Consider the following 20,791-nt stretch of genomic DNA (forward strand, 5'->3'; position numbering starts at 1 on the left):
TCGGCTGATAGTATAACGTTCAAGACAATAAACAACTAATAATCAAATGATTAGATATTAAAATGGAGTAAAAAAGGATTTGTGTGCGAGCTATGAAAGAAGTGCTAAACGACATATATACAGACGGTTGCAAAGAAAAGAAGTACCGCTTGTCCGATTTCTTCAATCGGTGGTGGGACGAATACGCACAGCACCCGGCGGAGTACATCACCCCCGAACAGTACAAGGCGGTGAACGCTATCCGTGTATGTCGCACAACCACTTTGGGGATAGATACATACGTTTGTCCCGATTGTGGGGAAGTACGGGAAATCAGCCATAGTTGCAAACACCGTTTTTGCCCGTCATGCGGCTGGCGTGACACGCTGAAATGGGCGGCACGCATGAAAGAAAAGATGCTGCGGGTGCCACACCGCCATGTGGTGATGACCTTGCCGCATATCCTGCTGGACTTGGTGAAGCGCAACAGGAAAGAAATGCTGAATATACTGATGCGTACTTCGGCTGAAACGCTGAAAGACTGGATGATGCACAAGTTCGGCTTGAAAACCGGGGTAATTGCCGTACTACATACCTACGGGGAAACGAAACAGCTCCATGTACATACGCACATGATTATGTCATGGGGCGGCATAGATAACGACGGTAAGATAGTCATCCCCGAACATGACTACGTGCATATCCCCTCTATCTGTAAGGTATTCCGCTACAAGTTTGAACACGCCCTGATAGAGTTGTTCGATGCGGGCAGGCTGGAGCATGACTTCCGTGACCGCATGGAGTTTATGGGCTTCATCAAAAAAGTGGCAAACAAAAAGGACTGGATAGTGCATTTGGAACCACCCATACAGATGCCGGAACAGGTGATACAATATGTGGGCAGATATTCCAAACGGGCGTGCCTGAGTGAATACAAGATTACGGCAATGGACGGCGAAAACATTTCATTCCGTTACCGTGATTACAAAAACTCACCCGACAGGAGGAACCCGGTTGAAAAGGAACTGACGCTGCATTACCGGGAGTTCTTCCCCCGGCTGCTGCAACACGTTCCACTGCGCTATTTCCGCATCGTGAGGTACTACGGCTTCTATTCCAATAAAGGCAGCCTGCCGGAAGAATACTTCGGGCAGGATGAAAGCGAGATAGAGGAAGCCGAGTTGCAACAGGCAGAAAGCGGATATGAAAACCCGTATTTCTGCGAGCGTTGCGGACGGACGAGAGTTTACAGCCACACTACGGTAACGGGTGGCGGCATGACATACACGGTAATACTGGAGCATTGCGACATACACCGGAAAAAAGCGGCATGACAGCAACATGGGATAGCTATGTCCTGCCGTGAACAAGAACAGTGAAATCCCATGAAAAGAAAGAAAGGAGAACTGAAAAATGAATGAAATACGGATAAGAGCAGTAATGAAACGAACGGGGTGCGGGCATGAACTTCACACCTCTTTCTGCCGGAAACAGCAGTCAAAAATTGAAGTTCTATATAGTATGTAATAAAGGAAATAAAAATTGTCTCGAACATGAGGATGAACCGCCCTAAACGGTCGGCTATCCTCTAAACATTATAAACTCTGGATATAAGGATGAATGTATGAATAATCAATATGCAGTTTTAATAAGTAGTGAAATCCCCGAACTTGGAGAATTGGACTTACTGCGCTCAATTTACCGAGAGTTGAATGGTTATATGGAAGATTACAATAACCAAATCAACTTAGATGATTTGGGAGATTGGAAACTTCTCATACAGATAAATCTTCGAAATACTAATGGGGGGATTGGGATTTTCAAACGGGCAAAACGTTTCCCATCTAATAAAGAGTTTGAAATATCTATTTCCATACCAGTACCAAATTTGGAGGAAGCACGCTATGGAATATCCGATATGACGGGGATTTATATTCCTTTAAATATTAAAAACTTCTACATTCTTTCTCCATGCTTTAGTAAATATGATAATTTGTATCATTATATTCTTGAGAGTGCAAAACAAGCCATAGATGCAGCTTTTGCTTATGGCTTTACATGTAACGGCAAAAGAATAAAGAAAAAAGAGTTTATAACAAACAGCACTACCGACTGAATAAGGCGGAACGCTGCAAACCATTAACAATCAAAAAAAGAATATATGAAAAATGTAGAAATGCCAATACAAAGAATTGGTGAACGTGGTTGGAAAAGTAGTCTTATAAAGTTCTTGGAGAATTATGATATAGAAGTTTTTCCAATTGATGATAAAGATATACTTATTGAAATCGAAAAAAAATTAGGTTGGAAACTTCCTAAAGAAATGAAAGATTTCTATTTGTATTTTGGAGGAACTGACAATACGGATTTTATGTCAAATTTATATCCATTAGATAATTTGATTCCATTGTCAGAAAGTTCATGGGAATTTGTTTTATCCGAATTTCCAAGAGAAGTAATAGATAAATATATTGTTTTTGCTGAAAGTCCAGCTACAGATCCATTATGTATTGATAAAGATAATTATGAAGTAGTCCTTTTTTCACACGATCCAATTAAATGTGGCAAAGTATATAACAACTTTAATGATTATCTGAAAAATGAAATTATTAGTACTCAGGAGCTTTTAGGTGAACTTGAGTTTGATGAAGGAGAAAAAAAGAGTTATATGACTAAACTGCTTCCGGGTGAGAATATAGATTTTGAATTTAGACATGAGAAATTAGAATAATGATTGTTAACACGCACCTTAATCGCCCATAAAGGCGATTAGCTGCAAAACATTCAAGACAATAAACAACTAATAATCAAATGATTAGATATTAAAATGGAGTAAAAAAGGATTTGTGTGCGAGCTATGAAAGAAGTGCTAAACGACATATATACAGACGGTTGCAAAGAAAAGAAGTACCGCTTGTCCGATTTCTTCAATCGGTGGTGGGACGAATACGCACAGCACCCGGCGGAGTACATCACCCCCGAACAGTACAAGGCGGTGAACGCTATCCGTGTATGTCGCACAACCACTTTGGGGATAGATACATACGTTTGTCCCGATTGTGGGGAAGTACGGGAAATCAGCCATAGTTGCAAACACCGTTTTTGCCCGTCATGCGGCTGGCGTGACACGCTGAAATGGGCGGCACGCATGAAAGAAAAGATGCTGCGGGTGCCACACCGCCATGTGGTGATGACCTTGCCGCATATCCTGCTGGACTTGGTGAAGCGCAACAGGAAAGAAATGCTGAATATACTGATGCGTACTTCGGCTGAAACGCTGAAAGACTGGATGATGCACAAGTTCGGCTTGAAAACCGGGGTAATTGCCGTACTACATACCTACGGGGAAACGAAACAGCTCCATGTACATACGCACATGATTATGTCATGGGGCGGCATAGATAACGACGGTAAGATAGTCATCCCCGAACATGACTACGTGCATATCCCCTCTATCTGTAAGGTATTCCGCTACAAGTTTGAACACGCCCTGATAGAGTTGTTCGATGCGGGCAGGCTGGAGCATGACTTCCGTGACCGCATGGAGTTTATGGGCTTCATCAAAAAAGTGGCAAACAAAAAGGACTGGATAGTGCATTTGGAACCACCCATACAGATGCCGGAACAGGTGATACAATATGTGGGCAGATATTCCAAACGGGCGTGCCTGAGTGAATACAAGATTACGGCAATGGACGGCGAAAACATTTCATTCCGTTACCGTGATTACAAAAACTCACCCGACAGGAGGAACCCGGTTGAAAAGGAACTGACGCTGCATTACCGGGAGTTCTTCCCCCGGCTGCTGCAACACGTTCCACTGCGCTATTTCCGCATCGTGAGGTACTACGGCTTCTATTCCAATAAAGGCAGCCTGCCGGAAGAATACTTCGGGCAGGATGAAAGCGAGATAGAGGAAGCCGAGTTGCAACAGGCAGAAAGCGGATATGAAAACCCGTATTTCTGCGAGCGTTGCGGACGGACGAGAGTTTACAGCCACACTACGGTAACGGGTGGCGGCATGACATACACGGTAATACTGGAGCATTGCGACATACACCGGAAAAAAGCGGCATGACAGCAACATGGGATAGCTATGTCCTGCCGTGAACAAGAACAGTGAAATCCCATGAAAAGAAAGAAAGGAGAACTGAAAAATGAATGAAATACGGATAAGAGCAGTAATGAAACGAACGGGGTGCGGGCATGAACTTCACACCTCTTTCTGCCGGAAACAGCAGTCAAAAATTGAAGTTCTATATAGTATGTAATAAAGGAAATAAAAATTGTCTCGAACATGAGGATGAACCGCCCTAAACGGTCGGCTATCCTCTAAACATTATAAACTCTGGATATAAGGATGAATGTATGAATAATCAATATGCAGTTTTAATAAGTAGTGAAATCCCCGAACTTGGAGAATTGGACTTACTGCGCTCAATTTACCGAGAGTTGAATGGTTATATGGAAGATTACAATAACCAAATCAACTTAGATGATTTGGGAGATTGGAAACTTCTCATACAGATAAATCTTCGAAATACTAATGGGGGGATTGGGATTTTCAAACGGGCAAAACGTTTCCCATCTAATAAAGAGTTTGAAATATCTATTTCCATACCAGTACCAAATTTGGAGGAAGCACGCTATGGAATATCCGATATGACGGGGATTTATATTCCTTTAAATATTAAAAACTTCTACATTCTTTCTCCATGCTTTAGTAAATATGATAATTTGTATCATTATATTCTTGAGAGTGCAAAACAAGCCATAGATGCAGCTTTTGCTTATGGCTTTACATGTAACGGCAAAAGAATAAAGAAAAAAGAGTTTATAACAAACAGCACTACCGACTGAATAAGGCGGAACGCTGCAAACCATTAACAATCAAAAAAAGAATATATGAAAAATGTAGAAATGCCAATACAAAGAATTGGTGAACGTGGTTGGAAAAGTAGTCTTATAAAGTTCTTGGAGAATTATGATATAGAAGTTTTTCCAATTGATGATAAAGATATACTTATTGAAATCGAAAAAAAATTAGGTTGGAAACTTCCTAAAGAAATGAAAGATTTCTATTTGTATTTTGGAGGAACTGACAATACGGATTTTATGTCAAATTTATATCCATTAGATAATTTGATTCCATTGTCAGAAAGTTCATGGGAATTTGTTTTATCCGAATTTCCAAGAGAAGTAATAGATAAATATATTGTTTTTGCTGAAAGTCCAGCTACAGATCCATTATGTATTGATAAAGATAATTATGAAGTAGTCCTTTTTTCACACGATCCAATTAAATGTGGCAAAGTATATAACAACTTTAATGATTATCTGAAAAATGAAATTATTAGTACTCAGGAGCTTTTAGGTGAACTTGAGTTTGATGAAGGAGAAAAAAAGAGTTATATGACTAAACTGCTTCCGGGTGAGAATATAGATTTTGAATTTAGACATGAGAAATTAGAATAATGATTGTTAACACGCACCTTAATCGCCCATAAAGGCGATTAGCTGCAAAACATTCAAGACAATAAACAACTAATAATCAAATGATTAGATATTAAAATGGAGTAAAAAAGGATTTGTGTGCGAGCTATGAAAGAAGTGCTAAACGACATATATACAGACGGTTGCAAAGAAAAGAAGTACCGCTTGTCCGATTTCTTCAATCGGTGGTGGGACGAATACGCACAGCACCCGGCGGAGTACATCACCCCCGAACAGTACAAGGCGGTGAACGCTATCCGTGTATGTCGCACAACCACTTTGGGGATAGATACATACGTTTGTCCCGATTGTGGGGAAGTACGGGAAATCAGCCATAGTTGCAAACACCGTTTTTGCCCGTCATGCGGCTGGCGTGACACGCTGAAATGGGCGGCACGCATGAAAGAAAAGATGCTGCGGGTGCCACACCGCCATGTGGTGATGACCTTGCCGCATATCCTGCTGGACTTGGTGAAGCGCAACAGGAAAGAAATGCTGAATATACTGATGCGTACTTCGGCTGAAACGCTGAAAGACTGGATGATGCACAAGTTCGGCTTGAAAACCGGGGTAATTGCCGTACTACATACCTACGGGGAAACGAAACAGCTCCATGTACATACGCACATGATTATGTCATGGGGCGGCATAGATAACGACGGTAAGATAGTCATCCCCGAACATGACTACGTGCATATCCCCTCTATCTGTAAGGTATTCCGCTACAAGTTTGAACACGCCCTGATAGAGTTGTTCGATGCGGGCAGGCTGGAGCATGACTTCCGTGACCGCATGGAGTTTATGGGCTTCATCAAAAAAGTGGCAAACAAAAAGGACTGGATAGTGCATTTGGAACCACCCATACAGATGCCGGAACAGGTGATACAATATGTGGGCAGATATTCCAAACGGGCGTGCCTGAGTGAATACAAGATTACGGCAATGGACGGCGAAAACATTTCATTCCGTTACCGTGATTACAAAAACTCACCCGACAGGAGGAACCCGGTTGAAAAGGAACTGACGCTGCATTACCGGGAGTTCTTCCCCCGGCTGCTGCAACACGTTCCACTGCGCTATTTCCGCATCGTGAGGTACTACGGCTTCTATTCCAATAAAGGCAGCCTGCCGGAAGAATACTTCGGGCAGGATGAAAGCGAGATAGAGGAAGCCGAGTTGCAACAGGCAGAAAGCGGATATGAAAACCCGTATTTCTGCGAGCGTTGCGGACGGACGAGAGTTTACAGCCACACTACGGTAACGGGTGGCGGCATGACATACACGGTAATACTGGAGCATTGCGACATACACCGGAAAAAAGCGGCATGACAGCAACATGGGATAGCTATGTCCTGCCGTGAACAAGAACAGTGAAATCCCATGAAAAGAAAGAAAGGAGAACTGAAAAATGAATGAAATACGGATAAGAGCAGTAATGAAACGAACGGGGTGCGGGCATGAACTTCACACCTCTTTCTGCCGGAAACAGCAGTCAAAAATTGAAGTTCTATATAGTATGTAATAAAGGAAATAAAAATTGTCTCGAACATGAGGATGAACCGCCCTAAACGGTCGGCTATCCTCTAAACATTATAAACTCTGGATATAAGGATGAATGTATGAATAATCAATATGCAGTTTTAATAAGTAGTGAAATCCCCGAACTTGGAGAATTGGACTTACTGCGCTCAATTTACCGAGAGTTGAATGGTTATATGGAAGATTACAATAACCAAATCAACTTAGATGATTTGGGAGATTGGAAACTTCTCATACAGATAAATCTTCGAAATACTAATGGGGGGATTGGGATTTTCAAACGGGCAAAACGTTTCCCATCTAATAAAGAGTTTGAAATATCTATTTCCATACCAGTACCAAATTTGGAGGAAGCACGCTATGGAATATCCGATATGACGGGGATTTATATTCCTTTAAATATTAAAAACTTCTACATTCTTTCTCCATGCTTTAGTAAATATGATAATTTGTATCATTATATTCTTGAGAGTGCAAAACAAGCCATAGATGCAGCTTTTGCTTATGGCTTTACATGTAACGGCAAAAGAATAAAGAAAAAAGAGTTTATAACAAACAGCACTACCGACTGAATAAGGCGGAACGCTGCAAACCATTAACAATCAAAAAAAGAATATATGAAAAATGTAGAAATGCCAATACAAAGAATTGGTGAACGTGGTTGGAAAAGTAGTCTTATAAAGTTCTTGGAGAATTATGATATAGAAGTTTTTCCAATTGATGATAAAGATATACTTATTGAAATCGAAAAAAAATTAGGTTGGAAACTTCCTAAAGAAATGAAAGATTTCTATTTGTATTTTGGAGGAACTGACAATACGGATTTTATGTCAAATTTATATCCATTAGATAATTTGATTCCATTGTCAGAAAGTTCATGGGAATTTGTTTTATCCGAATTTCCAAGAGAAGTAATAGATAAATATATTGTTTTTGCTGAAAGTCCAGCTACAGATCCATTATGTATTGATAAAGATAATTATGAAGTAGTCCTTTTTTCACACGATCCAATTAAATGTGGCAAAGTATATAACAACTTTAATGATTATCTGAAAAATGAAATTATTAGTACTCAGGAGCTTTTAGGTGAACTTGAGTTTGATGAAGGAGAAAAAAAGAGTTATATGACTAAACTGCTTCCGGGTGAGAATATAGATTTTGAATTTAGACATGAGAAATTAGAATAATGATTGTTAACACGCACCTTAATCGCCCATAAAGGCGATTAGCTGCAAAACATTCAAGACAATAAACAACTAATAATCAAATGATTAGATATTAAAATGGAGTAAAAAAGGATTTGTGTGCGAGCTATGAAAGAAGTGCTAAACGACATATATACAGACGGTTGCAAAGAAAAGAAGTACCGCTTGTCCGATTTCTTCAATCGGTGGTGGGACGAATACGCACAGCACCCGGCGGAGTACATCACCCCCGAACAGTACAAGGCGGTGAACGCTATCCGTGTATGTCGCACAACCACTTTGGGGATAGATACATACGTTTGTCCCGATTGTGGGGAAGTACGGGAAATCAGCCATAGTTGCAAACACCGTTTTTGCCCGTCATGCGGCTGGCGTGACACGCTGAAATGGGCGGCACGCATGAAAGAAAAGATGCTGCGGGTGCCACACCGCCATGTGGTGATGACCTTGCCGCATATCCTGCTGGACTTGGTGAAGCGCAACAGGAAAGAAATGCTGAATATACTGATGCGTACTTCGGCTGAAACGCTGAAAGACTGGATGATGCACAAGTTCGGCTTGAAAACCGGGGTAATTGCCGTACTACATACCTACGGGGAAACGAAACAGCTCCATGTACATACGCACATGATTATGTCATGGGGCGGCATAGATAACGACGGTAAGATAGTCATCCCCGAACATGACTACGTGCATATCCCCTCTATCTGTAAGGTATTCCGCTACAAGTTTGAACACGCCCTGATAGAGTTGTTCGATGCGGGCAGGCTGGAGCATGACTTCCGTGACCGCATGGAGTTTATGGGCTTCATCAAAAAAGTGGCAAACAAAAAGGACTGGATAGTGCATTTGGAACCACCCATACAGATGCCGGAACAGGTGATACAATATGTGGGCAGATATTCCAAACGGGCGTGCCTGAGTGAATACAAGATTACGGCAATGGACGGCGAAAACATTTCATTCCGTTACCGTGATTACAAAAACTCACCCGACAGGAGGAACCCGGTTGAAAAGGAACTGACGCTGCATTACCGGGAGTTCTTCCCCCGGCTGCTGCAACACGTTCCACTGCGCTATTTCCGCATCGTGAGGTACTACGGCTTCTATTCCAATAAAGGCAGCCTGCCGGAAGAATACTTCGGGCAGGATGAAAGCGAGATAGAGGAAGCCGAGTTGCAACAGGCAGAAAGCGGATATGAAAACCCGTATTTCTGCGAGCGTTGCGGACGGACGAGAGTTTACAGCCACACTACGGTAACGGGTGGCGGCATGACATACACGGTAATACTGGAGCATTGCGACATACACCGGAAAAAAGCGGCATGACAGCAACATGGGATAGCTATGTCCTGCCGTGAACAAGAACAGTGAAATCCCATGAAAAGAAAGAAAGGAGAACTGAAAAATGAATGAAATACGGATAAGAGCAGTAATGAAACGAACGGGGTGCGGGCATGAACTTCACACCTCTTTCTGCCGGAAACAGCAGTCAAAAATTGAAGTTCTATATAGTATGTAATAAAGGAAATAAAAATTGTCTCGAACATGAGGATGAACCGCCCTAAACGGTCGGCTATCCTCTAAACATTATAAACTCTGGATATAAGGATGAATGTATGAATAATCAATATGCAGTTTTAATAAGTAGTGAAATCCCCGAACTTGGAGAATTGGACTTACTGCGCTCAATTTACCGAGAGTTGAATGGTTATATGGAAGATTACAATAACCAAATCAACTTAGATGATTTGGGAGATTGGAAACTTCTCATACAGATAAATCTTCGAAATACTAATGGGGGGATTGGGATTTTCAAACGGGCAAAACGTTTCCCATCTAATAAAGAGTTTGAAATATCTATTTCCATACCAGTACCAAATTTGGAGGAAGCACGCTATGGAATATCCGATATGACGGGGATTTATATTCCTTTAAATATTAAAAACTTCTACATTCTTTCTCCATGCTTTAGTAAATATGATAATTTGTATCATTATATTCTTGAGAGTGCAAAACAAGCCATAGATGCAGCTTTTGCTTATGGCTTTACATGTAACGGCAAAAGAATAAAGAAAAAAGAGTTTATAACAAACAGCACTACCGACTGAATAAGGCGGAACGCTGCAAACCATTAACAATCAAAAAAAGAATATATGAAAAATGTAGAAATGCCAATACAAAGAATTGGTGAACGTGGTTGGAAAAGTAGTCTTATAAAGTTCTTGGAGAATTATGATATAGAAGTTTTTCCAATTGATGATAAAGATATACTTATTGAAATCGAAAAAAAATTAGGTTGGAAACTTCCTAAAGAAATGAAAGATTTCTATTTGTATTTTGGAGGAACTGACAATACGGATTTTATGTCAAATTTATATCCATTAGATAATTTGATTCCATTGTCAGAAAGTTCATGGGAATTTGTTTTATCCGAATTTCCAAGAGAAGTAATAGATAAATATATTGTTTTTGCTGAAAGTCCAGCTACAGATCCATTATGTATTGATAAAGATAATTATGAAGTAGTCCTTTTTTCACACGATCCAATTAAATGTGGCAAAGTATATAACAACTTTAATGATTATCTGAAAAATGAAATTATTAGTACTCAGGAGCTTTTAGGTGAACTTGAGTTTGATGAAGGAGAAAAAAAGAGTTATATGACTAAACTGCTTCCGGGTGAGAATATAGATTTTGAATTTAGACATGAGAAATTAGAATAATGATTGTTAACACGCACCTTAATCGCCCATAAAGGCGATTAGCTGCAAAACATTCAAGACAATAAACAACTAATAATCAAATGATTAGATATTAAAATGGAGTAAAAAAGGATTTGTGTGCGAGCTATGAAAGAAGTGCTAAACGACATATATACAGACGGTTGCAAAGAAAAGAAGTACCGCTTGTCCGATTTCTTCAATCGGTGGTGGGACGAATACGCACAGCACCCGGCGGAGTACATCACCCCCGAACAGTACAAGGCGGTGAACGCTATCCGTGTATGTCGCACAACCACTTTGGGGATAGATACATACGTTTGTCCCGATTGTGGGGAAGTACGGGAAATCAGCCATAGTTGCAAACACCGTTTTTGCCCGTCATGCGGCTGGCGTGACACGCTGAAATGGGCGGCACGCATGAAAGAAAAGATGCTGCGGGTGCCACACCGCCATGTGGTGATGACCTTGCCGCATATCCTGCTGGACTTGGTGAAGCGCAACAGGAAAGAAATGCTGAATATACTGATGCGTACTTCGGCTGAAACGCTGAAAGACTGGATGATGCACAAGTTCGGCTTGAAAACCGGGGTAATTGCCGTACTACATACCTACGGGGAAACGAAACAGCTCCATGTACATACGCACATGATTATGTCATGGGGCGGCATAGATAACGACGGTAAGATAGTCATCCCCGAACATGACTACGTGCATATCCCCTCTATCTGTAAGGTATTCCGCTACAAGTTTGAACACGCCCTGATAGAGTTGTTCGATGCGGGCAGGCTGGAGCATGACTTCCGTGACCGCATGGAGTTTATGGGCTTCATCAAAAAAGTGGCAAACAAAAAGGACTGGATAGTGCATTTGGAACCACCCATACAGATGCCGGAACAGGTGATACAATATGTGGGCAGATATTCCAAACGGGCGTGCCTGAGTGAATACAAGATTACGGCAATGGACGGCGAAAACATTTCATTCCGTTACCGTGATTACAAAAACTCACCCGACAGGAGGAACCCGGTTGAAAAGGAACTGACGCTGCATTACCGGGAGTTCTTCCCCCGGCTGCTGCAACACGTTCCACTGCGCTATTTCCGCATCGTGAGGTACTACGGCTTCTATTCCAATAAAGGCAGCCTGCCGGAAGAATACTTCGGGCAGGATGAAAGCGAGATAGAGGAAGCCGAGTTGCAACAGGCAGAAAGCGGATATGAAAACCCGTATTTCTGCGAGCGTTGCGGACGGACGAGAGTTTACAGCCACACTACGGTAACGGGTGGCGGCATGACATACACGGTAATACTGGAGCATTGCGACATACACCGGAAAAAAGCGGCATGACAGCAACATGGGATAGCTATGTCCTGCCGTGAACAAGAACAGTGAAATCCCATGAAAAGAAAGAAAGGAGAACTGAAAAATGAATGAAATACGGATAAGAGCAGTAATGAAACGAACGGGGTGCGGGCATGAACTTCACACCTCTTTCTGCCGGAAACAGCAGTCAAAAATTGAAGTTCTATATAGTATGTAATAAAGGAAATAAAAATTGTCTCGAACATGAGGATGAACCGCCCTAAACGGTCGGCTATCCTCTAAACATTATAAACTCTGGATATAAGGATGAATGTATGAATAATCAATATGCAGTTTTAATAAGTAGTGAAATCCCCGAACTTGGAGAATTGGACTTACTGCGCTCAATTTACCGAGAGTTGAATGGTTATATGGAAGATTACAATAACCAAATCAACTTAGATGATTTGGGAGATTGGAAACTTCTCATACAGATAAATCTTCGAAATACTAATGGGGGGATTGGGATTTTCAAACGGGCAAAACGTTTCCCATCTAATAAAGAGTTTGAAATATCTATTTCCATACCAGTACCAAATTTGGAGGAAGCACGCTATGGAATATCCGATATGACGGGGATTTATATTCCTTTAAATATTAAAAACTTCTACATTCTTTCTCCATGCTTTAGTAAATATGATAATTTGTATCATTATATTCTTGAGAGTGCAAAACAAGCCATAGATGCAGCTTTTGCTTATGGCTTTACATGTAACGGCAAAAGAATAAAGAAAAAAGAGTTTATAACAAACAGCACTACCGACTGAATAAGGCGGAACGCTGCAAACCATTAACAATCAAAAAAAGAATATATGAAAAATGTAGAAATGCCAATACAAAGAATTGGTGAACGTGGTTGGAAAAGTAGTCTTATAAAGTTCTTGGAGAATTATGATATAGAAGTTTTTCCAATTGATGATAAAGATATACTTATTGAAATCGAAAAAAAATTAGGTTGGAAACTTCCTAAAGAAATGAAAGATTTCTATTTGTATTTTGGAGGAACTGACAATACGGATTTTATGTCAAATTTATATCCATTAGATAATTTGATTCCATTGTCAGAAAGTTCATGGGAATTTGTTTTATCCGAATTTCCAAGAGAAGTAATAGATAAATATATTGTTTTTGCTGAAAGTCCAGCTACAGATCCATTATGTATTGATAAAGATAATTATGAAGTAGTCCTTTTTTCACACGATCCAATTAAATGTGGCAAAGTATATAACAACTTTAATGATTATCTGAAAAATGAAATTATTAGTACTCAGGAGCTTTTAGGTGAACTTGAGTTTGATGAAGGAGAAAAAAAGAGTTATATGACTAAACTGCTTCCGGGTGAGAATATAGATTTTGAATTTAGACATGAGAAATTAGAATAATGATTGTTAACACGCACCTTAATCGCCCATAAAGGCGATTAGCTGCAAAACATTCAAGACAATAAACAACTAATAATCAAATGATTAGATATTAAAATGGAGTAAAAAAGGATTTGTGTGCGAGCTATGAAAGAAGTGCTAAACGACATATATACAGACGGTTGCAAAGAAAAGAAGTACCGCTTGTCCGATTTCTTCAATCGGTGGTGGGACGAATACGCACAGCACCCGGCGGAGTACATCACCCCCGAACAGTACAAGGCGGTGAACGCTATCCGTGTATGTCGCACAACCACTTTGGGGATAGATACATACGTTTGTCCCGATTGTGGGGAAGTACGGGAAATCAGCCATAGTTGCAAACACCGTTTTTGCCCGTCATGCGGCTGGCGTGACACGCTGAAATGGGCGGCACGCATGAAAGAAAAGATGCTGCGGGTGCCACACCGCCATGTGGTGATGACCTTGCCGCATATCCTGCTGGACTTGGTGAAGCGCAACAGGAAAGAAATGCTGAATATACTGATGCGTACTTCGGCTGAAACGCTGAAAGACTGGATGATGCACAAGTTCGGCTTGAAAACCGGGGTAATTGCCGTACTACATACCTACGGGGAAACGAAACAGCTCCATGTACATACGCACATGATTATGTCATGGGGCGGCATAGATAACGACGGTAAGATAGTCATCCCCGAACATGACTACGTGCATATCCCCTCTATCTGTAAGGTATTCCGCTACAAGTTTGAACACGCCCTGATAGAGTTGTTCGATGCGGGCAGGCTGGAGCATGACTTCCGTGACCGCATGGAGTTTATGGGCTTCATCAAAAAAGTGGCAAACAAAAAGGACTGGATAGTGCATTTGGAACCACCCATACAGATGCCGGAACAGGTGATACAATATGTGGGCAGATATTCCAAACGGGCGTGCCTGAGTGAATACAAGATTACGGCAATGGACGGCGAAAACATTTCATTCCGTTACCGTGATTACAAAAACTCACCCGACAGGAGGAACCCGGTTGAAAAGGAACTGACGCTGCATTACCGGGAGTTCTTCCCCCGGCTGCTGCAACACGTTCCACTGCGCTATTTCCGCATCGTGAGGTACTACGGCTTCTATTCCAATAAAGGCAGCCTGCCGGAAGAATACTTCGGGCAGGATGAAAGCGAGATAGAGGAAGCCGAGTTGCAACAGGCAGAAAGCGGATATGAAAACCCGTATTTCTGCGAGCGTTGCGGACGGACGAGAGTTTACAGCCACACTACGGTAACGGGTGGCGGCATGACATACACGGTAATACTGGAGCATTGCGACATACACCGGAAAAAAGCGGCATGACAGCAACATGGGATAGCTATGTCCTGCCGTGAACAAGAACAGTGAAATCCCATGAAAAGAAAGAAAGGAGAACTGAAAAATGAATGAAATACGGATAAGAGCAGTAATGAAACGAACGGGGTGCGGGCATGAACTTCACACCTCTTTCTGCCGGAAACAGCAGTCAAAAATTGAAGTTCTATATAGTATGTAATAAAGGAAATAAAAATTGTCTCGAACATGAGGATGAACCGCCCTAAACGGTCGGCTATCCTCTAAACATTATCGACCTGAAAAGAACAAGAAATGAAACCAAGAGATATATTTATTAAAGCCTGCAATGAGATAGCTATTCCTTTTATCGCAATGGGATTTAAGCCGTCTAAAAATGGACAATGTTTGAAAAAGATTTCAAAAGACAAAAATTTGACTTTTGAAATATGGTTTCGTTCAAGTGTATATAATTCATCTTGTAGTGTGGCTATATATCCACTGATTACGATTACCTGTAAAAACTTGAAAAAGTGGGTGCAAGAAGAGAATCTCAATGTCAATGATGATGGCTTAGTATATCATAATCATATTGGATACCTATCGCCAATAAATCAATATCAATCTTGGGATCTTGCCGGACTAAGCTATGCTCCATCAATAAAAACAATAATTGATTTACTTGAAAAATATGCTTGTCCGATATTTGATTTATTTGAGAATAGACAAATGGCTATTGACTTCATTACGCAACATGGCTGTTGTTTCAATCAATACACGAAAGACTCTCTCCTTGCCCTGCCATATATGTTGAGATATGGTGAAAAGGAACAAGCCGAGAACTACTTCAATCATTACATACATTCAAGTAAATGTCGAAATAGATTTGTAAAAGCCTATTCTCAATTAGAAAAGAATGATGTAATTGATTGTGGATTAGATAATCGTTTTGTAATACTTGCATATAGTCAAAAACTAAAAATAAAATAGGTCGATAACAAACAGATGAAACTTTTAAGGTGGTTTATCCGCCGAACATTAGTCGCTTGAAAAATAAAAAGAAAAAATATGAGTGCATTTACAGAAATAATGGAATACATTCGGACTTTTGAAAAGTATGGATGTAAAGAATATGAAAACGGGACAAAAGAATACGGTCATGCACCTTTCATTGCTCCTGAAGCATATAATTTTTGCGTCTTTGCTACGCTAAATGAAGATGATATTGTTGAGTTAGAACGAGATTTGAAAAGAGAAATTCCGTCTCAATTTCGCTCGTTTTTAATGACAGATACAAATGGATTACATCTTTTCCACCATTTCAGTTTATATGGAATAAGAAAATCTTACAACCGAGATTTAAATGCAACTCCAGAGCCTTTTGGCTTACTTGAGCCGAACATTTACGAAAAACCTAAAAATGCAAAAGACACTTATTTTTTCATAGGCGGATATAGATATGATGGTTCGAAGCTCTATATAGACTCTGAAGATGGAAAAGTTCATTTCTGTAAACGTAGAGATGCTTCATCTCTTTTAGCTTGGGATTCATTCGAGGATATGCTTTTATCTGAATCCAAAAGAATATTTACTCTTTATGATGATAGAGGTAGAATGCTTGCGCCAAGCGAAAAAACACTACCGATATAGAATGAAGCGACTAACAAACAGCACTACCACTTGAAGCGGAACGCTGTCAAACCATTATCTGCCCATAAAAAGAATGAATATGAAAATAGAATTAGAAAATTGCCAAAAAAGTCTTACTCTCAAAGATTTTGAAGAAATAGAGAGTAAATTGGGTTATGCCTTGCCGGAAAGACTGAAAGAGTTCTATTTACAATATAATGGAGGTTCTACGAAACAGACCGCAAGCATAAATAAATATCAAGAGGTGGAAATTGAAGATTTCTTCCCATTCAAATATAACAAGGATTTTAAGAATGACCCCAGATATACGGCAGAAGGCGAAACATTAGAGTTAAGAAAAGCTGGAGCTATATCTGATAGCATTCTTATTTTTGCTATGGAATCTACCGATGAAGGTCGGATTACCATAGACTTGGTTAATGGAAAGATCTATCTTTACCCTATTGTGGGGATGCAAGATGTAATCTTCAATTTTGGAGAGCCACGACTTGTTGCAAATTCAATAGATGATTTCTTTGACAATCTCGTTGTTTTGGACGGGCACAAAGCAATTCCAGCAATAGAAGAAATCGAAGAGGGACAAACGGAGACAGCAGGTGTAATGCCTGAACTTTCGGACTGTTCGGCTTCGCTAACAAAAGAAGATATAAAGAATTTTGAGGTTGAGTTGAATGTAAAGATTCCGGCAGGCATGAAGAACTTTTACCTCAAGTTCAACGGTGGTATGCCATCACCATATTGTTATCAACCGCAGGACGAGGATTTGGATCGGGTGGAGATAAATGCGTTCTTTCCGATAAAGGAACGCACCAATGCTTTTGAAACAATTGAAGTCATAGCCAAAGATATATGGAGTAGGAATTTAATGCCATGCAATCTGTTGCCTTTTGCTATGGATTCGGGTGGAAACTATTATGCGTTGAACTTGAAGAATAAAAAGATTTACTATTACTTGACTGACGAGTGGGACGAAAACGCTTCAAGAGAATACAACTTTGAAACAAATACTCGTTACATCGCCCAGTCATTCAATTACTTTATAAATCATTTCATCGAAGAAGAGGAATAAAGCGGGCAGATAACAAGCGGATCAATCTCCTTTAATGATGATTATCCACCGAACATTAGTCGCTTGAAAAATAAAAAGAAAAAATATGAGTGCATTTACAGAAATAATGGAATACATTCGGACTTTTGAAAAGTATGGATGTAAAGAATATGAAAACGGGACAAAAGAATACGGTCATGCACCTTTCATTGCTCCTGAAGCATATAATTTTTGCGTCTTTGCTACGCTAAATGAAGATGATATTGTTGAGTTAGAACGAGATTTGAAAAGAGAAATTCCGTCTCAATTTCGCTCGTTTTTAATGACAGATACAAATGGATTACATCTTTTCCACCATTTCAGTTTATATGGAATAAGAAAATCTTACAACCGAGATTTAAATGCAACTCCAGAGCCTTTTGGCTTACTTGAGCCGAACATTTACGAAAAACCTAAAAATGCAAAAGACACTTATTTTTTCATAGGCGGATATAGATATGATGGTTCGAAGCTCTATATAGACTCTGAAGATGGAAAAGTTCATTTCTGTAAACGTAGAGATGCTTCATCTCTTTTAGCTTGGGATTCATTCGAGGATATGCTTTTATCTGAATCCAAAAGAATATTTACTCTTTATGATGATAGAGGTAGAATGCTTGCGCCAAGCGAAAAAACACTACCGATATAGAATGAAGCGACTAACAAACAGCACTACCACTTGAAGCGGAACGCTGTCAAACCATTACCAACTAAAGAAAATTAATAAATATGGTCAAGTACAAACTAACAGTAGATGAACCGTGGGGTTTCAATCATAATGGTAGTAATATTCTTCATGGTATAGTAATAAAGCAACTTTCTCCTACATTTCTTCTTTTCAAATCTGATAGTTTTTTAGATTTTAATGGACAAAAAAGTTGTATTCTAATTTTGAAACCCAGATATGAAAAAGAATATTTTGATTTAGAAACGAATGTTGATGTTATTGTCGGTGGTGCTTTGTGTTTAGAAAATAAATACGAAGAAAAAAATGAAGAATATTTAATATCACATAGCCAATATATGCTTATTGGGAGAATTGAAAAAATAAATGTTGGTAACAATCAACTTAACAGCTAAATGCAGTTAGCTGAAATACATTAGCCACCATAAAAACAAAAAATATGGGTTTAGACAAAATATATGGAATCAAGCCAGAAGAAAATACTTGTTCCGATTTAGTCCCATTGGAATATTTCTATCAGGCTATTGCTGATATTAAAAGAATACAGTCTCTTTTAGATGAAGGCAAGTATGATGTTGGGCGTCAGCCATTATTGGTATACCTTGACATATATCTAATGTTTGCCAAGAAATATCCTAATATGGCTTCGGAAACTGTCGGAAAACTGAAACGTAAAAGCCTGAAAGAAACATTTGATTCATGGTGGGAAAGGAATGAACATAAAATTCCTAAAAAATATCGAATTGGGATTCGACAAAGTGCTGACAACCTATTTGATGAATTATTTGCAATACAAAGTTGGGAAAAAGAATAAGGTGGCTAACAAGCGGATTAATCTCCCCGAAAGGTCGATTATCCGCCGGACATTATCCGCATATACGATAAACCATAATGAAGATAGCTAAAATAAAAGTTGGACAACTGATTGCATGGGTAATATACTTACTTATGTTTGCTCTTGTCTTGATGGAGCCCAACCAATTAATGAGCATAACTGAAGTTAATGATGGTCCGGGAGCCGCGGTGGACGGATTGATGGCGTTGATTGGTTTTGTAGTAATCTGCGTATTATTCATATTTCTTGACCTTTTCTTCCACTTGTTTCTGCGTCATAATAAATTCAGATTGTCTGCCATTATACTATTGCTATTCAATGGTGTATATAAAACATACGAGTATTATTTCATCTATTTAGGATATGAAGGCAAGTATTTAACCGAAAATACGTATGAAAGTGTTCCTACGGCAGGTGACTTAGTGCTTTTTGTTGAGATAAATGGTATAATAGTATTGTATCTGGTTATGATGATACTGTTCAGTAGGTTTTTGGGATATTGGAGTCGAAAATAAGATATGAACATTAAACAAGAAATATAAAAATGACGGCAAAATTGAGGGGATATAAAGGCTTAATAATAGTTTTATTATCCGCAATAAACAAAGGAAATAGATATGGAAAGTAAAATCGAAAAAGCTAAACAAGTATTTAGGAAAATGCTTGTTGACGAGTACGGTATAAAATCAGCTGACCAGTTTTTCTCTACCGAAGGCGAGGCAATGGCTGAAATATACGAGAGTATGAAAATTGAACAAGAAAATTTCAATCTTACAGACGATGAATTGAATAGTCTTTTAGATTCAATTTTTGATGAAATGTAAATGCGGATAACGGTCAGCTATCCGTCGGATATTATACCGAATCAAGTAAAAAAAAATAAGAATGTGTTGGTCTGTCAAACAAACGAAAATAACGGTTCTGCTTCTGCTGTTTTGCAGTGTGCTTTGCACCCATGCGCAAGTGTGTAACCGGTGTGTGGAAATGCCTGATAGCGGCTTCATTTCTTACAGATTGGAAGGAGAACCGGCACACCGTCTGTTTCTGCAAGAAGACACGCTGCGCGTAAAGGTCAAGGGGATGGGGTTATTTCCGCCTTACACGCTGTTTTATGTGATTGCACAAGACGGTTGTTTGCGACGTATCGGCATGCCAAACGCCGAACAGACAGCTACCAAAGGCATAGACATAGATTTGCCAATATCCGCTTCGCTGGATGGGAAATACCTGAAGCGTATTTCAGACAGTGAGATACGTATATCCGGGGATAATCGCCCATATTTCAGCGCACAAACAGTGAAAGGCATATTAAACGGAATGGATTTGTTGTGGATCTATGACGGTACGATGGTAAGAGATTCCGCAGTGTTTGGGAAGTTGAATAAAATAATCAAGGACAATGTGGAAAATGTACAGATTAAGATACTGTACGGCAAACAGGCGTACTGCCAATATGGTATAGCCGGAATCAACGGGGCTATAATTATTGAAACTAAGGTCGCCAGTAGAGGGCAGAACCATTGAAGACTAT

The 20,791-nt window shown here is 39.8% G+C and carries 25 protein-coding genes; all 25 read left to right on the top strand.

The window, feature by feature from the left end; translation table 11 throughout:
* Positions 1-92: 92 nt before the first annotated feature.
* The 25 genes from E0E47_RS14085 to E0E47_RS14205 all read left to right on the top strand — a co-directional run bounded on the left by E0E47_RS14085 (position 93) and on the right by E0E47_RS14205 (position 20,784).
* Positions 93-1,313 (top strand): IS91 family transposase, encoded by a 1,221-nt coding sequence (locus E0E47_RS14085; protein WP_008620106.1) that lies wholly within the window; start codon positions 93-95, stop codon positions 1,311-1,313.
* A 290-nt stretch (positions 1,314-1,603) separates the two neighbouring features.
* On the top strand, positions 1,604-2,095 hold the full coding sequence (gene imm9 / locus E0E47_RS14090) for an Imm9 family immunity protein (protein ID WP_007558984.1): 492 nt from the start codon (positions 1,604-1,606) through the stop codon (positions 2,093-2,095).
* Between the two features lie 45 nt (positions 2,096-2,140).
* Positions 2,141-2,710, top strand: coding sequence for an SMI1/KNR4 family protein (locus E0E47_RS14095; RefSeq protein ID WP_129734458.1), 570 nt, complete (start codon positions 2,141-2,143; stop codon positions 2,708-2,710).
* Between the two features lie 126 nt (positions 2,711-2,836).
* Complete coding sequence (locus tag E0E47_RS14100; RefSeq protein ID WP_008620106.1) at positions 2,837-4,057, top strand: IS91 family transposase; 1,221 nt, start codon at positions 2,837-2,839, stop codon at positions 4,055-4,057.
* A gap of 290 nt (positions 4,058-4,347) precedes the next feature.
* Positions 4,348-4,839: an Imm9 family immunity protein gene (gene imm9, locus E0E47_RS14105; RefSeq protein WP_007558984.1), complete on the top strand. Its 492-nt coding sequence runs from the start codon at positions 4,348-4,350 to the stop codon at positions 4,837-4,839.
* Between the two features lie 45 nt (positions 4,840-4,884).
* Positions 4,885-5,454: an SMI1/KNR4 family protein gene (locus E0E47_RS14110; RefSeq protein WP_129734458.1), complete on the top strand. Its 570-nt coding sequence runs from the start codon at positions 4,885-4,887 to the stop codon at positions 5,452-5,454.
* Between the two features lie 126 nt (positions 5,455-5,580).
* Positions 5,581-6,801, top strand: coding sequence for an IS91 family transposase (locus E0E47_RS14115; RefSeq protein WP_008620106.1), 1,221 nt, complete (start codon positions 5,581-5,583; stop codon positions 6,799-6,801).
* A gap of 290 nt (positions 6,802-7,091) precedes the next feature.
* Positions 7,092-7,583 (top strand): Imm9 family immunity protein, encoded by a 492-nt coding sequence (gene imm9 / locus E0E47_RS14120; RefSeq protein ID WP_007558984.1) that lies wholly within the window; start codon positions 7,092-7,094, stop codon positions 7,581-7,583.
* 45 nt (positions 7,584-7,628) lie between these two features.
* Positions 7,629-8,198 carry an SMI1/KNR4 family protein gene (locus E0E47_RS14125; RefSeq protein WP_129734458.1) on the top strand — a complete coding sequence of 190 codons (570 nt, stop codon included), beginning with the start codon at positions 7,629-7,631 and terminating at the stop codon, positions 8,196-8,198.
* Positions 8,199-8,324: 126 nt separating this feature from the next.
* Positions 8,325-9,545, top strand: coding sequence for an IS91 family transposase (locus tag E0E47_RS14130; RefSeq protein ID WP_008620106.1), 1,221 nt, complete (start codon positions 8,325-8,327; stop codon positions 9,543-9,545).
* Positions 9,546-9,835: 290 nt separating this feature from the next.
* Positions 9,836-10,327 carry an Imm9 family immunity protein gene (gene imm9, locus E0E47_RS14135; protein ID WP_007558984.1) on the top strand — a complete coding sequence of 164 codons (492 nt, stop codon included), beginning with the start codon at positions 9,836-9,838 and terminating at the stop codon, positions 10,325-10,327.
* Positions 10,328-10,372: 45 nt separating this feature from the next.
* Entirely contained in the window at positions 10,373-10,942 is a 570-nt protein-coding gene (locus E0E47_RS14140; protein ID WP_129734458.1) for an SMI1/KNR4 family protein, read from the top strand.
* A 126-nt stretch (positions 10,943-11,068) separates the two neighbouring features.
* Positions 11,069-12,289, top strand: a complete 1,221-nt coding sequence (locus E0E47_RS14145; protein WP_008620106.1) for an IS91 family transposase — start codon at positions 11,069-11,071, stop codon at positions 12,287-12,289.
* Between the two features lie 290 nt (positions 12,290-12,579).
* Positions 12,580-13,071, top strand: coding sequence for an Imm9 family immunity protein (gene imm9 / locus E0E47_RS14150; protein ID WP_007558984.1), 492 nt, complete (start codon positions 12,580-12,582; stop codon positions 13,069-13,071).
* Positions 13,072-13,116: 45 nt separating this feature from the next.
* Positions 13,117-13,686, top strand: coding sequence for an SMI1/KNR4 family protein (locus E0E47_RS14155; RefSeq protein WP_129734458.1), 570 nt, complete (start codon positions 13,117-13,119; stop codon positions 13,684-13,686).
* A 126-nt stretch (positions 13,687-13,812) separates the two neighbouring features.
* Positions 13,813-15,033 carry an IS91 family transposase gene (locus E0E47_RS14160; protein WP_008620106.1) on the top strand — a complete coding sequence of 407 codons (1,221 nt, stop codon included), beginning with the start codon at positions 13,813-13,815 and terminating at the stop codon, positions 15,031-15,033.
* Between the two features lie 285 nt (positions 15,034-15,318).
* The gene (locus E0E47_RS14165; protein ID WP_007662658.1) at positions 15,319-15,993 is read left to right on the top strand and encodes a hypothetical protein; all 675 of its coding nucleotides are present in this window, start codon (positions 15,319-15,321) and stop codon (positions 15,991-15,993) included.
* Between the two features lie 78 nt (positions 15,994-16,071).
* Positions 16,072-16,653: an SMI1/KNR4 family protein gene (locus E0E47_RS14170; RefSeq protein WP_007662660.1), complete on the top strand. Its 582-nt coding sequence runs from the start codon at positions 16,072-16,074 to the stop codon at positions 16,651-16,653.
* A gap of 73 nt (positions 16,654-16,726) precedes the next feature.
* Positions 16,727-17,722 carry an SMI1/KNR4 family protein gene (locus tag E0E47_RS14175; protein WP_007558975.1) on the top strand — a complete coding sequence of 332 codons (996 nt, stop codon included), beginning with the start codon at positions 16,727-16,729 and terminating at the stop codon, positions 17,720-17,722.
* A gap of 85 nt (positions 17,723-17,807) precedes the next feature.
* Positions 17,808-18,389 (top strand): SMI1/KNR4 family protein, encoded by a 582-nt coding sequence (locus E0E47_RS14180; protein ID WP_007662660.1) that lies wholly within the window; start codon positions 17,808-17,810, stop codon positions 18,387-18,389.
* An 80-nt stretch (positions 18,390-18,469) separates the two neighbouring features.
* Positions 18,470-18,820: a hypothetical protein gene (locus E0E47_RS14185; protein WP_048317449.1), complete on the top strand. Its 351-nt coding sequence runs from the start codon at positions 18,470-18,472 to the stop codon at positions 18,818-18,820.
* A gap of 44 nt (positions 18,821-18,864) precedes the next feature.
* Positions 18,865-19,239 (top strand): hypothetical protein, encoded by a 375-nt coding sequence (locus tag E0E47_RS14190; RefSeq protein WP_130894020.1) that lies wholly within the window; start codon positions 18,865-18,867, stop codon positions 19,237-19,239.
* A 77-nt stretch (positions 19,240-19,316) separates the two neighbouring features.
* Positions 19,317-19,775 (top strand): hypothetical protein, encoded by a 459-nt coding sequence (locus tag E0E47_RS14195; protein WP_004328532.1) that lies wholly within the window; start codon positions 19,317-19,319, stop codon positions 19,773-19,775.
* A gap of 102 nt (positions 19,776-19,877) precedes the next feature.
* Entirely contained in the window at positions 19,878-20,084 is a 207-nt protein-coding gene (locus E0E47_RS14200) for a hypothetical protein (protein WP_004328531.1), read from the top strand.
* 61 nt (positions 20,085-20,145) lie between these two features.
* Positions 20,146-20,784 (top strand): hypothetical protein, encoded by a 639-nt coding sequence (locus tag E0E47_RS14205; RefSeq protein ID WP_117515211.1) that lies wholly within the window; start codon positions 20,146-20,148, stop codon positions 20,782-20,784.
* Positions 20,785-20,791: the final 7 nt, after the last annotated feature.

Source organism: Paraprevotella xylaniphila YIT 11841 (genome assembly GCF_900683745.1).
Taxonomy (GTDB): Bacteria; Bacteroidota; Bacteroidia; order Bacteroidales; family Bacteroidaceae; genus Paraprevotella; species Paraprevotella xylaniphila.

What these genes read in the sequence shown, in the direction of transcription:
- E0E47_RS14085 (WP_008620106.1), top strand. Translation starts at nt 93, where the DNA reads ATGAAAGAAGTGCTAAACGACATATATACAGACGGTTGCAAAGAAAAG.
- imm9 (WP_007558984.1), top strand. Translation starts at nt 1,604, where the DNA reads ATGAATAATCAATATGCAGTTTTAATAAGTAGTGAAATCCCCGAACTT.
- E0E47_RS14095 (WP_129734458.1), top strand. Translation starts at nt 2,141, where the DNA reads ATGAAAAATGTAGAAATGCCAATACAAAGAATTGGTGAACGTGGTTGG.
- E0E47_RS14100 (WP_008620106.1), top strand. Translation starts at nt 2,837, where the DNA reads ATGAAAGAAGTGCTAAACGACATATATACAGACGGTTGCAAAGAAAAG.
- imm9 (WP_007558984.1), top strand. Translation starts at nt 4,348, where the DNA reads ATGAATAATCAATATGCAGTTTTAATAAGTAGTGAAATCCCCGAACTT.
- E0E47_RS14110 (WP_129734458.1), top strand. Translation starts at nt 4,885, where the DNA reads ATGAAAAATGTAGAAATGCCAATACAAAGAATTGGTGAACGTGGTTGG.
- E0E47_RS14115 (WP_008620106.1), top strand. Translation starts at nt 5,581, where the DNA reads ATGAAAGAAGTGCTAAACGACATATATACAGACGGTTGCAAAGAAAAG.
- imm9 (WP_007558984.1), top strand. Translation starts at nt 7,092, where the DNA reads ATGAATAATCAATATGCAGTTTTAATAAGTAGTGAAATCCCCGAACTT.
- E0E47_RS14125 (WP_129734458.1), top strand. Translation starts at nt 7,629, where the DNA reads ATGAAAAATGTAGAAATGCCAATACAAAGAATTGGTGAACGTGGTTGG.
- E0E47_RS14130 (WP_008620106.1), top strand. Translation starts at nt 8,325, where the DNA reads ATGAAAGAAGTGCTAAACGACATATATACAGACGGTTGCAAAGAAAAG.
- imm9 (WP_007558984.1), top strand. Translation starts at nt 9,836, where the DNA reads ATGAATAATCAATATGCAGTTTTAATAAGTAGTGAAATCCCCGAACTT.
- E0E47_RS14140 (WP_129734458.1), top strand. Translation starts at nt 10,373, where the DNA reads ATGAAAAATGTAGAAATGCCAATACAAAGAATTGGTGAACGTGGTTGG.
- E0E47_RS14145 (WP_008620106.1), top strand. Translation starts at nt 11,069, where the DNA reads ATGAAAGAAGTGCTAAACGACATATATACAGACGGTTGCAAAGAAAAG.
- imm9 (WP_007558984.1), top strand. Translation starts at nt 12,580, where the DNA reads ATGAATAATCAATATGCAGTTTTAATAAGTAGTGAAATCCCCGAACTT.
- E0E47_RS14155 (WP_129734458.1), top strand. Translation starts at nt 13,117, where the DNA reads ATGAAAAATGTAGAAATGCCAATACAAAGAATTGGTGAACGTGGTTGG.
- E0E47_RS14160 (WP_008620106.1), top strand. Translation starts at nt 13,813, where the DNA reads ATGAAAGAAGTGCTAAACGACATATATACAGACGGTTGCAAAGAAAAG.
- E0E47_RS14165 (WP_007662658.1), top strand. Translation starts at nt 15,319, where the DNA reads ATGAAACCAAGAGATATATTTATTAAAGCCTGCAATGAGATAGCTATT.
- E0E47_RS14170 (WP_007662660.1), top strand. Translation starts at nt 16,072, where the DNA reads ATGAGTGCATTTACAGAAATAATGGAATACATTCGGACTTTTGAAAAG.
- E0E47_RS14175 (WP_007558975.1), top strand. Translation starts at nt 16,727, where the DNA reads ATGAATATGAAAATAGAATTAGAAAATTGCCAAAAAAGTCTTACTCTC.
- E0E47_RS14180 (WP_007662660.1), top strand. Translation starts at nt 17,808, where the DNA reads ATGAGTGCATTTACAGAAATAATGGAATACATTCGGACTTTTGAAAAG.
- E0E47_RS14185 (WP_048317449.1), top strand. Translation starts at nt 18,470, where the DNA reads ATGGTCAAGTACAAACTAACAGTAGATGAACCGTGGGGTTTCAATCAT.
- E0E47_RS14190 (WP_130894020.1), top strand. Translation starts at nt 18,865, where the DNA reads ATGGGTTTAGACAAAATATATGGAATCAAGCCAGAAGAAAATACTTGT.
- E0E47_RS14195 (WP_004328532.1), top strand. Translation starts at nt 19,317, where the DNA reads ATGAAGATAGCTAAAATAAAAGTTGGACAACTGATTGCATGGGTAATA.
- E0E47_RS14200 (WP_004328531.1), top strand. Translation starts at nt 19,878, where the DNA reads ATGGAAAGTAAAATCGAAAAAGCTAAACAAGTATTTAGGAAAATGCTT.
- E0E47_RS14205 (WP_117515211.1), top strand. Translation starts at nt 20,146, where the DNA reads ATGTGTTGGTCTGTCAAACAAACGAAAATAACGGTTCTGCTTCTGCTG.